At 71.8% G+C, this 13444-nt stretch carries 7 protein-coding genes; 1 reads left to right on the top strand and 6 read right to left on the bottom strand.

The window, feature by feature from the left end; all coding sequences use genetic code 11:
- Positions 1-182 precede the first annotated feature (182 nt).
- A complete protein-coding gene (locus AWX74_RS41720; protein WP_226931368.1) occupies positions 183-1049 on the top strand; it encodes a serine/threonine protein kinase in 867 nt (288 codons plus the stop codon).
- Positions 1050-1085: 36 nt separating this feature from the next.
- Here AWX74_RS41720 and AWX74_RS41715 read toward each other — a convergent pair whose 3' ends face one another.
- From AWX74_RS41715 to hppD, 6 genes are all read right to left on the bottom strand, one after another.
- A complete protein-coding gene (locus AWX74_RS41715; RefSeq protein WP_242666507.1) occupies positions 1086-6494 on the bottom strand; it encodes a DNA repair ATPase in 5409 nt (1802 codons plus the stop codon).
- A gap of 10 nt (positions 6495-6504) precedes the next feature.
- Entirely contained in the window at positions 6505-8607 is a 2103-nt protein-coding gene (locus AWX74_RS31915) for a flotillin family protein (protein ID WP_091284348.1), read from the bottom strand.
- Between the two features lie 21 nt (positions 8608-8628).
- A complete protein-coding gene (locus AWX74_RS31910; protein WP_091284346.1) occupies positions 8629-9033 on the bottom strand; it encodes an OB-fold-containig protein in 405 nt (134 codons plus the stop codon).
- Positions 9034-9300: 267 nt separating this feature from the next.
- A complete protein-coding gene (gene fahA, locus AWX74_RS31905; protein ID WP_091284344.1) occupies positions 9301-10563 on the bottom strand; it encodes a fumarylacetoacetase in 1263 nt (420 codons plus the stop codon).
- A 30-nt stretch (positions 10564-10593) separates the two neighbouring features.
- On the bottom strand, positions 10594-11829 hold the full coding sequence (locus AWX74_RS31900) for a homogentisate 1,2-dioxygenase (RefSeq protein WP_091284343.1): 1236 nt from the start codon (positions 11827-11829) through the stop codon (positions 10594-10596).
- Between the two features lie 103 nt (positions 11830-11932).
- On the bottom strand, positions 11933-13138 hold the full coding sequence (gene hppD / locus AWX74_RS31895) for a 4-hydroxyphenylpyruvate dioxygenase (RefSeq protein WP_091284341.1): 1206 nt from the start codon (positions 13136-13138) through the stop codon (positions 11933-11935).
- Positions 13139-13444: the final 306 nt, after the last annotated feature.

The raw sequence follows: 13444 nt of genomic DNA, 5'->3' as shown, positions 1-13444 counted from the left end.
TGGCATGCGCTGGTATGCGTCCGACGCATGTCTTCTGCGCGGACCTGCCGATCACGCGCCGCAGGCCTGACGCAACCGAGGGCGCGGACCACCGAACCGGTGACCCCCCACATCGACCGGACCGGATCCGATCCTGAAAGGCTTTCGGGCGTTATGTCCCTTCTCGCTCAGGAGCGCCGGCGATGCAGGAACCGACATCGGAGCCCGGCCCGGCAGCTGGGGACGACGCGGGCCCGGGGCCAGCGGGATCAGGTACCCGCCGGCGCCGTACCGCACTGCTCGCGGCGGCGGCCTGTGCGCTGGCTCTGATCGTCGCGGTGCCGGTGATCCTCTGGGTCTCGTCGGGGTCGGACGATTCGGGGCCGAACGGTTCGCGGTCGGCGGGGGGAAATCTCCTCGACGCGGCCGGGGCGGACTCGGAGGCACTCAAGGGAGGCCGTTCGGCGCGAGGCGCGGCGGCGTCCGCGACGGCGCGGCCCGGCGCGGCGGGCGGCTCCGCGGCGCCGGCTGCCACGGTGACCCCGCAGGCCGGCGGCGAGCCATCGATGCAGGCACCCGGTTCGAGTCCCGGTGGTACGGGATCCGAGCCCGGCGGTTCGCAGTCGCCCGCGCCCGCCGGCGCACCCGCGCCGACCGCGCCCGCCGCGCCCGCCGGTACGCAGGCTCGCACGACTGCGCCCGCGCCCGCTCCGGCGCCCACATCCGCACCCGCAGCCACAACGAAGCCGAATCCGTACACCGCGACACAGGTGTGCGGGTCGGGCTACTCGCAGATCGACAGGCATTCCCTGGGCTCGGCGACGATCTATCTGCTGTACAACGGCAGCCAGAACTGTGTGGTGACGCTGAAGTCGGGGTCCGGCGTGGGGGTGGCGCAGGCGATGGGTGCCTGGGTGCAGGTGGAGGGCAGTTCGACGCGGCAGTCCGACACGGGCAGTTTTCAGTACTACGCGGGGCCCGTGTACGTGACCGCTCCGGGGAAGTGCGTGAAGTGGGGTGGCAGCTACGCCGGCTCGACCTGGACCAGCGGCTGGGAGCACTGCGGCTGACTGCCCCCGGCCACTACTTCCTGGTGCTACCTGGTGCTACTCCCCGCTGCGCCGGTAGCGGCCCTTCACCTCGGCCCACCGGGCGGCCTGTTCCGGGGCCAGCGCGCCGCGCAGCTCGGCGAACCGGAGCAGGTTCGCCTCCGTGCCGGAGGTGAGGGTCTGCGCCTCGGCGAGGTAGTGGTCGGCGATCAGGGCGTCCAGCTCCTCGTCGTTCATCACCGGGACGATCCGCTCCGCCAGCCGGTTCATGTTCCGGTAGGAGCCCTGCAGCAGGAAGGGCGGCTCGTTGCGGTCCGCGTCGTTCTGCCCGGCCGAGGCGATGTAGGCCCGGTTGACGGCGAGCACGACCTGCTGGACGCGCACCAGCTTCCGCAGCACGGCCAGGATCTGGTCCAGCTCGGCCGGCGGATACGGATGGCTGAGCCGATCCGGCCGCGCCGCCGAGTCGCCCTGGGCCATCTGGATCAGAAGTTCCAGGTCGGCGCGCTCACGGCCGGCCAGCGGGGCCAGCACCGGGTTCGACGTGACCGCGTTCTCCAGATAGCTGCGCTCGAACAGATCGTCCCGGCCGGAAAGGACGTCACCGAGGTTCCACACGTCGGCGCGGTTGGCGAGCATGTCCGGCACCCGGAACCGTCCACCGGACTCGGTGTACGGGTTGCCCGCCATGCACACGGCGAAGCGCTTGCCGCGCAGGTCGTAGGTGCGGCTCGCGCCGTCCCAGACGCCGTCCATCCGACGCTGGGTGTCACACAGCGGGACGAACTTCTCCAGCAGCTCGGGCGCGGTGTGCTGGATGTCGTCCAGGTAGAGCAGCACGTTGCTGCCCAGCTCAAGCGCGAAGGAGACCTTCTCGATCTCGCGGCGGGCGGCCGCGTCGGGTGCGGCTGCGGGGTCGAGCGAGGTCACGGCGCCGCCGAGCGCGGGTCCGTCGACCTTCACGAACACCAGGCCGAGGCGGCTCGCCACATATTCCATCAGCATGGTCTTGCCGTATCCGGGTGGGGAGACGAGCAGCAGCAGGCCCATCCGGTCCGGATTCGAGCCGTCGCCCGCGGTCCCGAGCTGGCGGGCCAGGTTCGCACCGACGAGCGGCAGGTAGACCTCGTCGACGAGCCGGTTACGGACGAAGCCGCCCGGCGGAGTCGCCTGGTACTCCTCCAGCCGCAGCCGCCGGCGTTCCTGGGAGATCAGCTCGTCCCGCTGCCGCCGGTAGGCGCGGTAGGCGGGGACCCGCTCGGTGTGGAACCGGCGGGTGCGCGCCAGTGTCTCGTCGAGGCGTAGCTCAAGGCGCCCGCCGTCGATGCGCGGGTGGCTGCCGAGCAGGCCGTCGACGCTGGCTTCCAGGTTGGCCGACGAGTCGTGCCGGGGCAGCCGCGAGCCGCAGACCAGCACGGCCACCGCCTCCGGCAGGTCGGCCCCGGTGCCCACGGCACCCACGGCTTCCCCGGCGCTCACCGCTTCGCCGACGCTCATCGCTTCCCCGGGGCCCACCGCCTTCTCGGGGCCTGCGGCCTTCTCGGGGCCTGCGGCATCGACCGCGCGGGACGCGTGGAACGCGCCCAGCCAGGCCGTCGCGAGCTGGTGCCCGGCAGCCAGATCGTCGTCGAAGGCGAGCAGATCGTGGTCGAAGCCGTCGCCGGCCCCCCGCTCCCCGAGCGCTCGTCGGAAGGCGGCGAGCAGTTCGCGGGCGGCGGCGCCGGTGACGAATCCGGTGGGCTCGCCGGCGAGTTCCTCGAACAGGTACTCCCCGACGAGGTCGACTCCGCCGGTCCGCTCGACGAGGGCGGTCAGGCTGGCGATGCTGGCGGAGTCGGCGCGGCCGGAGCCGTTGCCAGCGCCGACATCACTGCCAGCGCCAGTTCCGGTGCCGCTGCCAATCTCGCTGCCGTGGCCAGTTCCGCTACCGTGGCCAACGCCGCTGCCGTCGCCAGCGCCGGCGACCGCCCCCGGGCCCGGGCCCGGGCCCGTGAGGAACCGTGCCACGGCGGCGGCGAGCTCGGCGCACAGGTCACCGATCTGTTCCGGGCCCCCCTGATGGAGAGCCGCCGAGCCCGGCCGGTGGGCGGGGCCGAAAACGGCCCGGGCCCGGGCCAGCGACACGGCCCGGCGGCCCCAGGCCACCCGGCCCGCGACGTCGGTGCCGTAGGCCCAGAACAGCTGGGCGGCGGCCCGCGCCGCCGGCGGGTAGCGCAGCAGCCCCGCCTGGGCGTAGGACTGGGCCAGCGCGGCGAGGATCCGGGTGGCGTCCCGGTCGTGGACGCCGCGCTCGTACCCTTCGTCGTGGCGGTTCCCGGCCACTCTGCGCACCAGATCAAGCAGGTCGTCCCCGGTGTCGGCCGCCTTGACCAGCGCGGCGACGGAAAGCCCGGCGGCACCGGCCACCGCGTCGGCGAGGATCCGCGTGGCCAGGTACTCGGCCCGGTACACCCGCGGCGACTCCGACGGCAGCGGCTCGTCCCAGAACGGCCTGGTCCCCTCGAAGGACGAGTCACGGACCGGGCGGCGGTAGTCCGTCCCGGTGATCACGAACGCCAGCCGGTCCCCGTCGGGGACGAGAGCGATGTCGAGCGGCTGGGTGTTGATCGCGAACAGGTGACGCCCGAGGCGGATGACGTCGTCGCCCGCGTAGAGGTCGACCCGGTCGCGCAGGGCGCGGCGGGCGTCCAGGCGCGCCGCCTCGATCCGGCCGGCGATCTCGTCCGCGCGGATCGGCTCCCCGAGTGAACGCAGCTCGGCGATGATGCCGTGCAGCGTGGTCACCATCGGGTCGGTCGAGAAGTAGGTGTTGATCTCGTCGAGGGTGCGCAGGTCCGTGCAGCGGCGACGGACGCCGGCCAGGATCCGGCCGGCCGAGTCGGCTCGCCGGCCGGCCCGCCGGGTCCGTGCCTGCACCAGTTCCTGGCGGCGGGCGGAGAACGTGTCGTAGAGGTCCGCGCGGCGGGCCGCGACCTGCTCGCCGGCGTCGTCGGATTCACCGAAGCGCGCTTCCAGTCGCTCCAGCGAGACGAGCAGCCGTCCCAGCTGCTCGTCGCAGCGCTCGGGTGTGTCGGCCACCGCCAGCGCCGCGTTGACGGCCTGGCCGATCAGCGTGAGCTCGGCCGCGAACACGGCCCGGCTCTCGGTGTCGAACAGCTGCCCGCGGCGGGCGTCCAGGATGGCCCGCACCCGGTTGGCTTCGGCGAAGACCTCCCCGATCCGGTCCAGGATGTGGGTGCGCACGGTGGTGTCGACGATGTCGAGACCGGTGACGATCTCGACGACGGCCTCCAGGCCGCCTGCCTGCTCGGCGAGCCGCTCGGCGATCGGATTCGCCGCCGCGGCGCTGGTGATGGTCGCCGCCTGCCCGGCCAGCCGGTCGGTCTCGGCGTGGTAGTCGGCGAAGGCCTCATCGCCGTGCAGGAAATCCACCGCACGCCGGCCGGCGGCCGTGATCTCGGCGTCCAGCTCGGCCGCGTGGACGTCGATCCGCGCCAGGTCGATGTAGCGGACGTCGCGCAGGGCCACCAGGCGGCCCTGCGCCCGGCGCAGGTCGGCGAGTGCCGCCACCGCCGCGCCCGCGTCCTGCGGGGCCTTGTCGCGGACCCGCCGGAGCAGGGTGTCGATCTCGGCGGCGGTGTCGGCCAGCGTCGCCCGGGCCGCCTCGGTGAGAGCCTCGACCGTCGCGAACTCCTCGAGCACCTGCCCGGCGGTGGCCCGGACCTGCGCCAGTGGCCCGCCCAGATCATCGAGATCCGCGTCGCCCAGCCAGTGGTAGCGGTCGAACGCCCGCCCGCAGGCGCCGATCAGCGCGTCGAGCCCGGCGCGCGACGGCGTCGTCTGAGCCGCCAGGCGCGCCACCGAGACGCAGTCCGAGATCCCCTGCACCAGGTCCGCGTTGCCGATCCGCTCCAGCGGCCCGCTGCCGGTCACGGTCACGGACCTGACCGCGTGCCCGTACGGTGTCTGCCAGATCTGCACGGCGTGGGCCCGGGAGGGCCGCGTGGACGGAGTCCTCAGCAACACCAGCGTGCCGTCGCCGAACAGGGCGTACCCGTGGCAGGTGAGCGGGGTCGCGACGTCCTGACGGATCACGTTGTAGGGCAGCAGGAGGAACCGGCCGGTGGCCCGGGCGTGGAAGACGTAGAGCACGTCCTCGCCGCCGGGGGCGTGGATGACCCGGTCGAACTCCAGGTCGGAGATGTCGGTGTCGAAGGCCCGGACGGCACCGGTGGTCAGGTGGTAGCCGTCGGGGAAGATGATCCCCTGCTCCGCGGGCAGCCGCCGGCACCCCTGCCCGATCCCGTCGACGCGCACGATCCGCGCGCTGCGGGTGTTGAACACCAGGTACCGCCACCTGGTCTCCTTGTACGGCCGGATCCGCAGCACGACGAGCGGCCCGACCCGGGCGTGCCAGATCTCGGCGTCGGCCAGGCTCTGCAGCGGCTCGTCCACGGGCTCGCGGTAGATCCCGTCCGGGTTCTCGGTGTCGTTCTCGGTCTTGACGGTGAGGGCCCCGCCGACCGTCGAGACGAACACGGCTCCCTGGACGGACACATGTGGGAAGCGCCCGAGGACGTGGTCGTCGCGGCTGACCGCGGTCCAGTCGAGGTCGTCCACCGGCGGGAGCACGTGGTCGCGCTCGCCGAGGTTGTCCAGGTAGTCGACGGCGCCGTCGGTTCCGGTCCGCCACCGCAGCACCCGGATGTCCTCCGGCCGGCGGCCGGTCTGGAAGACGGCGAGCACTCTGTCGTCGAGGCGGCGCAGCCGCAGCAGCCGGGTGTCGCGGTAGTACCGGACCAGCTCGCGGAGGTCACGGTGCAGCGTCGGGTCGCGCAGCACGCCGGGCGGGACGCCCCCGCCCCGCGCGGCGCCCCCGCCGGGGCTCTCGTCCCCGCCCAGGGCGTCGTCCGCACCCAGGCTCTCGTCCCCGCCGAGGGCGTCTGCGGCGTCCGGCCTCTCTTCGGTGTCCGGGCCCGCTTTGACGTCCGGGCCCGCTTTGACGTCCGGGCCCTGGCTCCCGGCCACGCCCTCGTTGACGCCGTCCAGCCGGAACCGGGTGGCGCCGCTCTCCGTGGCGGCGCCACCGACGGCCCGGACCAGGCGGTGCAGTGAGAAGTAGTCGGTGACCGCCCCCGCCCCCGCCCCCGCTCCCGCCGCCGCCTCGCCGTCGGCCGCGGAGGCGGCGGGCAGCGCGGCGGGCACGTTGCAGCCGAGCAGCAGGTGCTCGCCGAGCGCCACGACGTCCTGCGCCACACCGGGACGTCGCGTGCTGACCTGCTCGGCGCCGAGCAGGCGGAGCCCGCTGCCGCCGAACACCGCCAGCCGGCGGGTGTTGAGGGCGTCGGCCCGGCGGGTCAGCTCCGCCGCCTGCTCGGCCAACCGGGCCCGCAGCACCTCGTAGGTGTCGCGGTCGGGAGCGCCCTGGTCGGCGGAGAGGGGTGTGTCGGTCGGGTCCGGGTCCACGCGCCCGGCCTCAGCGGGTGGTGCCACGGCCGGGGGTGGTGCGGGTGGCCGATGGCGTCGCCACGGTGGCGGCCTTCGCCGTCCTGGCGGACGTCGTCGCGGCCTCCAGCGTCGTGGTCGTCGTCGTGGTCGTGGCCCCCGGCTGGGCCGCCGCGACGGCGGCCGCGTCCGCCAGCTCCCGCAGCTTCCCGGCGTCCAGCCCACCACCCTTGATCAGCTGCATCAGCAGTGCTGACACCGTGAGGTTCTGGACGTCACCGGAGCCCAGCGAGCCGAGCACCCTGGTCAGATCCGCGGTGAAGTCGGCGGAGCCGTCCAGCCACCGGCCCGCCAGGCCCCCGACGACGTCGGAGTGCTCGACGAAGCCGTCCACCGCGCGGCCCATGGTGATCGAGCTCAGCAGCCGGTCGAAGAACATGCTCTCGCCGCCGACGATGTCGATGTCGGCGCTCTCCAGACCGGCCGCCAGCACCGTGGCCTGGGACTCGGCGATCCGGCGCTGGATGTCGAGGCCGGCCAGCCGGATCTCCTTTTCGGCCTCCAGCCGCAGCCGGTACTCCTCGTGGCCTCGGCTCGCCTCGTCCAGCGCCGCCATCGCCGTCGCCTTCTCGGTGAGGCCGTCGGCCTCACCCCGCAGCCGCTCCCGGATCGCCGCCGCGGCGACCAGTGCCTTCTCCCGGTCGACCACGGCCTCGGCCCGGCCGACCTTCTCGATCGCCTCCGCCTCCCGTTCCCGCACCACGGCCGCGGCGAGCCCCTTGGCTGCGGCCTCGGCCTGGATGCCCTGGGCGAGCTGGATCTTGGCGCGGGTGTCCAGGTCCGCGGCCCGCTGGCGGGCCTCGGCGAGGATCACCGCCTCCTGCGCCCTGTGCACGGCAGCCTGCTCGGCGGCCTCGGCCGCCTTGATGTCCTTGACGAGACCCTGCTGGGCCTCGGCTTCCGCTTCGATCACCAGGGCCTGCCGCAGGCGCTCGGCATCTTCCACGGCCCGCAGCCGCTTGATGTTCTCCTCCTGCTCGGCGACCGTCAGGTCCACCGCGACCCGGTCACGGACCACTTCGGCGACCGCCTGCTTCTGCACCTCCAGCTCCTTGTCCATGGCGGCGCGGGACAGCGACGTCTCCCGCTCCCGGGCGACGACCTCGAGCTGGCGGTCCTTCTCGATCCGCTCGGTCTCGATGGCGATGACCCGCTGCCTGTTCTTCTCCGCGACGGCGATCTCCCGCGCCTGGTTCTCCTTCTGGATGCCGATCAGCTCGTCGGCGCGCAGTGCCGCGGAGGTGGCCTTCAGCCGTTCCTCGGCCTGCACCCGGGCGGTCTCGGCCTCCTCCCGGGCCCGCGCGGTCGCGATCTCCTGCTTCTGCTTCGTCTCGGCGTCGGCCTGCCGCCGTTCGAGCTCGAGGATCGTCTCCCGCGTCTCGACATCCTTGCGGGTGATCTCCTTCTCCTCCTGGCGCTGATACTCGTTGGTGCGGACATGCTCGATGGTGGTCAGCTCGGTGATCTTCCGGATGCCCTGGGCATCCAGGATGTTGTCCCGGTCGAGCTGGGTCATCGGGGTCTGCTCGAGGAAGTCGATGGCGGCGTCCTCAAGGCTGTAGCCGTTCAGATCGGTGCCGATGACCTGGATGATCTGGTCGCGGAACTCCTCGCGCTTCGTGTAGAGGTCGACGAAGTCGAACTGCTTGCCGACGGTCTTCAGCGCCTCCGAGAACTTGGCGTTGAAGAGCTCCTGCAGCGTCGTCTGGTCACTGGCCCGCGCGGTTCCGATCGCCTGCGCCACCTTGATGACGTCCTCGACCGTCTTGTTGACCCGGACGAAGAACGTGATGCGGATGTCGGCCCGGATGTTGTCCTGGCAGATCAGCCCCTCCCGGCCGGTCCGCCGGATCTCGATCGTCTTCACGGAGATATCCATCACCTCCGCCTTGTTGATGATCGGCAGGACGATCGCTCCGGTGAAGGTGACCTCCACCTTCTTGGAGCGCGACACGATCAGGGCTTTTCCCTGCTCCACCTGGCGGGACAGGCGACTGACCGCGACGACCGCACCCAGCGCGGCAAGAATGACCAACCCGAAGAACACGCCCAGGAGGATGGTGATGAGGCTCATGCGCTTTCCTTTTCTACGCTCTCACTCGACGGCGGGGTGGTCGCGGTCCAGTTCGCGGATGAAGTCCAGCGGACTCACCCAGAAGATCTCGCGGGCGGCGTCATAGCTGTAGATCACGGCGGAGCTGCCAGCCCGCAGCAGCGGGTTGTTCTCGGGATGTCGCACCTGGACCAGCACGGACGAGCCGTCGTCGGCCCTGACCTCCGCCTGACCGAACTCGGGCCCCACTCGGCCGGTGCGGATGACGCACAACCGCCCCAGCAGCTCGGAGCGGGAAGTTGCCGCCCCACGCCGCCGTCGCAGCAGCCGGCGCAGCGGGAGGAGCAGCAGGCGGACGAGGAGCCAGGTACCGACCAGCGCCACCGCGACCGCCACCACGGCCAGCGCGACGTGGAATGACGCGTCGAGCTCGATGTGGTCAAGCACTGCCGCGTCCTGTGGATTAACAGCGGAGAACACGACGATCAGCGGCGGTGTTGATCCGCGTTTTCCATGGTGAAGTACACGTACCCGCGGCCGTCCATCCGGGCGGTGTTCTCGGCGGACACACGGACGTTTTTCGGGTGACCTGTCGTGGACAACTGCATTACCTCCCCGGCGCGTCCCGCACCTGCTCGGGCAGGCATTCCCTCCCGCCGGAACGCCCACGTTGGCAAACCTAGAACGACCAGGCCTCGGGCGTGTAGTGGAGCGCTACACCCCCAGAGGGCCCGGCACGCTCGCGGTTTGTGAGGTCAGCGCGGCGGCTGGTTGAACGCGGCCGGCGACCTCACCGAACGACAGGGTTTCGCCGTGGCGGCCCGGGGCGACGGCGGTGATGGTGACATGGTCACCGTCCTGCAGGAACACCCGGACGGACCCGTCCGGCAGCTCCAGCGGTTCCCGGCCACCCCATGACAGCTCGATGAACGACCCACTCTGGTGCCGGGCCGGGCCGGAGACCGTTCCGGAGGCGAACAGGTCGCCCGTTCGCAGCGAAGCGCCGTTGACCGTCAGATGCGCCAGCTGCTGGGCCGGCGTCCAGTACATGAGCCTGAAGGGCGGGCGGCTGACCAGGTGCCCGTTCAGCCGCACCTCCAGCTGGATGTCCAGGCCCCATGGCTCCGCCGCGGCGTCGTCCAGATAGGGCAGCGGCGTCACCTCCCGGCGCGGCGGCCGGATCCGGGCCGCCTCCAGCGCCGCGAGCGGCACCACCCACGGGGAGACCGAGGTGAGGAAGGACTTCCCCAGGAAGGGGCCCAGCGGCACGTACTCCCAGGCCTGCAGGTCGCGCGCCGACCAGTCGTTGAGAAGACACACGCCGAACACGTGCCGGGGCAGGTCCGGCAGCGCCACCGGCCGCCCCGCCGGGGACGGGCTCCCCACGACGAACCCGATCTCCGCCTCGATGTCCAGCCGCTGCGACGGCCCGAAGTCGGGTGTGTCGTCCGCGGGGCCTCTGCGCTGGCCGCGGGGCCGGGTCACCGGCGTGCCCGAGACCACCACGGTGCCCGCGCGCCCGTGGTACCCGAGGGGCATGTGCAGCCAGTTGGGTGTCAGCGGCGCACCGCCCGGGCGGAGGATCCGGCCGAGGTTCTCCGCGTGGTCCCGCGAACTGTAGAAGTCGACGTAGTCGGCGATCTCGACCGGCAGGTGAAGGCGAGCCTCGCCGCGGGGCACGAGGTGCGGCTCGACGCGGCGGCGGTGGCGCTCGTCGGTCAGCCAGGTGACCAGGTCGGCGCGCAGGGTCTGCCACCGCCGCGGCCCCTGGGCCATGAAGGCGTTCAGCGACCCGGTACCGTGCACCGGATCACCGGTGACACCGGTGAGATCGAGGATCTGATCGCCGATCGCGACGCCGCTGCGCGGCCTGTTGTCGCGGCCGGTGGAGAACACGCCGTAAGGCAGGTTCTCCAAGCCGAACCCGCTGCCGGCCGGAATCCCCAGCCAGCTCGCGGCGGGCGGGCTCCCGCTCATCACGCGCACACGCTCATCACGCGCACACGCTCATCCGGCACCGGGAAAGGCCGAGGCCGGGCTCGTCGTGCCTTCCGCCCCCGCCCAGGTCCAGGCGTAGCCCGGGTCGTCGACGGCCAGCGCCCCCTCCCCCAGGCCGAGCGGACGGAACGTGTCCACCATGATCGCGAGCTCGTCGAAGAACTCGGCGCCGAGAGAACGCTCGACCGCGCCGGGCTGCGGACCGTGGGTGTGGCCGCCGGGATGCAGCGAGACCGAGCCCCGGCCGATCCCCGACCCCCGGCGGGCCTCGTAGTCCCCGGCGACGTAGAACATCACCTCGTCCGAGTCGACGTTGGAGTGGTAGTACGGCACGGGGACCGCCCGCGGGTGGTAGTCCACCTTGCGCGGCACGAACGCGCAGATCACGAAGTCCCGACCGGCGAAGACCTGGTGCACCGGCGGTGGCTGGTGCACCCGCCCGGTGATCGGTTCGAAGTCGGCGACGTTGAAGGCGAACGGGTACAGGCATCCATCCCAGCCGACGACGTCGAAGGGGTGCTCGGGGAACACGTGCACCGTGCCCGCCAGCCCCTCCGGCCCGCCGGCCCGGTGCCGGACGTGGACCTCGACGTCCTTGCCGTCGGCGAGCATCGGTTCGGCCGGCGCCCGCAGGTCGCGCTCGCAGTACGGCGCCTGCTCCAGGAACTGCCCGTACCGGGTGAGGTAGCGGCTCGGCGGCACGATGTGGCTGGACGCCTCGACCACGTACAGGCGCAGCGGGTCCGGCCCGGTGGGCACCCACCGGTGGATCACGCCGCGGGGCAGCACGACGAGGTCGCCGTGCCCCACCTCCAGGGCGCCGAACGACGTCTCCACCGTGGCGCCGCCGCCCTCGACGAAGGCGCACTCGTCCCCCACCGCGTCGCGGTAGTAGGGCGACGGCAGCGCGGCCACCACATACGAGATGCGGACGTCGCCGTTCCCCAGCAGCAGCCGCCGCCCGGTGACCGCGTCGACCGCCTTGTGCTCCTCGCCGGGAAAGAGCTCCGGCAGCCTCAGGTGCCGGGGCCGCAGCGGGCTGTTCGCGACCAGAGCCTGGTCCGGCAGCTCCCACGCTCGGGCGTCGGCGATCGCCGACGGGACGAAGCGGTGGTAGAGCAACGACGAGTCGGCCGAGAACCCCTCCGTGCCGACGAGCTCCTCGCGGTACAGGCCTCCGTCGGGCCGGCGGAACTGGGTGTGCCGCTTCGGCGGGATGTCGCCCACCTGCCGGTAGTAGGCCATCGGGACACCTTCCTGCCTCATCGCCGCCGGTCGTCCCTGCGAGTCGCCGGTCGTTCCTGCCAGTCGCCGGGCGTCCCTGCGAGTCGCCGGTCCCGGCTTTCCGTCAGAAGTTGCCGCGTTTCTCCTGCTCGCGTTCGATCGCCTCGAACAGCGCCTGGAAATTGCCCTTTCCGAACCCGAGCGATCCGTGCCGCTCGATCAGTTCGAAGAAGACCGTCGGGCGGTCCACGGGTGGCTTCGTGAAGATCTGCAGGAGGTAGCCGTCCTCGTCCCGGTCGACCAGAATCCCCCGGGAGGAAAGCTCCTCGACGGGCACCCGGACCGAGCCGATGCGGGCTCGCAGCCGCGGGTCCTCATAGTAGGAGGCCGGGGTCGGCAGGAATTCCACCCCTTCGGCGACCATCGCGTCATAGGTGGCGATGATGTCGTCCGTCGCCAGCGCCACATGCTGGGCACCGGGGCCACCGTAGAACTCCAGGAACTCGTCGATCTGCGATTTCCGCCGCCCGGCCGCCGGCTCGTTGAGCGGGAACTTCACCCGGTGGTTTCCGCTGGCGACCACCTTGCTCATCAGCGCCGAGTACTCGGTGGCGATGTCACCGCCGATGAACTCGGCCATGTTCGTGAAGCCCATGACCCGGTTGTAGAACTCGACCCACTGGTCCATCCGGCCGAGCTCCACATTGCCGACGACGTGGTCGACGGCCTGGAACAGCCGCTCCGGCGCACCCGGGCGGCGGCGCAGCGCCGAGGCCCGCGGCTCGTAACCGGGCAGGTAGACGCCCTGGTAGCGCGAGCGGTCCACCAGCGTGTGCACGGTGTCCCCGTACGCCGCGATCGTGGCCATCCGGACGACGCCATGCTCGTCCTGGACGTCGCGCGGCTGCGCGAGAACTGTCGCGCCCTGCGCCGCCGCATGGTCGACGCACCGATCGACATCCGGTACCTCAAGCGAGATGTCGACGATTCCGTCACCGTGGCGCCGATGGTGCTCGACCAGCGGACTGGCCGGGTCGTAAGCACCCTTGAGCACGAAACGGGCCGCCCCGGACCGCAGCACATAGGCCCGATGGTCGCGATTTCCGTTCTCCGGCCCCGAATAGGCCACCAGCTCCATACCGAACGCCGACTGGAAGTAGTGCGCGGCCTGCACCGCGTTGCCGACAACCCAGACCAGCCCATCCCACCCGGAAACGGGAAAATGGTCCGCGGACGAGTCGTACTCCACCAGACCGACCAGCCGCCCCAGCTGATCCACGCTCAGATCAGCCAGGCGTTCCAGCTCATTAATCGTCTGATCGGACGGCATGTCGACCCCTCACCATCGCGCTCCACCGACAGGTCATCACGCCTCAGGCGGCTTTTCAAGCGCAGTCTTCGCCCACCCCGACGGGCGCCCGGGAAATGCCCGGCGAGGTCGCGCCGGCCAGCAGCCGACTGGACGCTCCCGTGCCCGCCCATCAGAGGCGGAGTCCGCCGAAACCCCCAAGCAGGTGGCGGGGAGCCACGCAGCACCAGGCCTGCCTGCACGCCGCCCCCACACCCGGCAAGCGGCGGCAACGGTAAATTGTCGCGCCAGCCCGCCCGATTTACATCACATCAACCGTGAGCCAAC

It is taken from the genome of Parafrankia irregularis (genome assembly GCF_001536285.1).
In the GTDB taxonomy this organism is placed as follows: domain Bacteria; phylum Actinomycetota; class Actinomycetes; order Frankiales; family Frankiaceae; genus Parafrankia; species Parafrankia irregularis.
Note: the sequence above shows the minus strand (reverse complement) of the source record. Positions and strands in the feature narration are given on the sequence as shown.

Excerpts from the sequence above, each read along its gene's own strand:
- AWX74_RS41720 (WP_226931368.1), top strand. The coding sequence starts at position 183 with ATGCAGGAACCGACATCGGAGCCCGGCCCGGCAGCTGGGGACGACGCG.
- AWX74_RS31915 (WP_091284348.1), bottom strand. The coding sequence starts at position 8,607 with ATGAGCCTCATCACCATCCTCCTGGGCGTGTTCTTCGGGTTGGTCATT.
- fahA (WP_091284344.1), bottom strand. The coding sequence starts at position 10,563 with ATGAGCGGGAGCCCGCCCGCCGCGAGCTGGCTGGGGATTCCGGCCGGC.
- AWX74_RS31900 (WP_091284343.1), bottom strand. The coding sequence starts at position 11,829 with ATGGCCTACTACCGGCAGGTGGGCGACATCCCGCCGAAGCGGCACACC.
- hppD (WP_091284341.1), bottom strand. The coding sequence starts at position 13,138 with ATGCCGTCCGATCAGACGATTAATGAGCTGGAACGCCTGGCTGATCTG.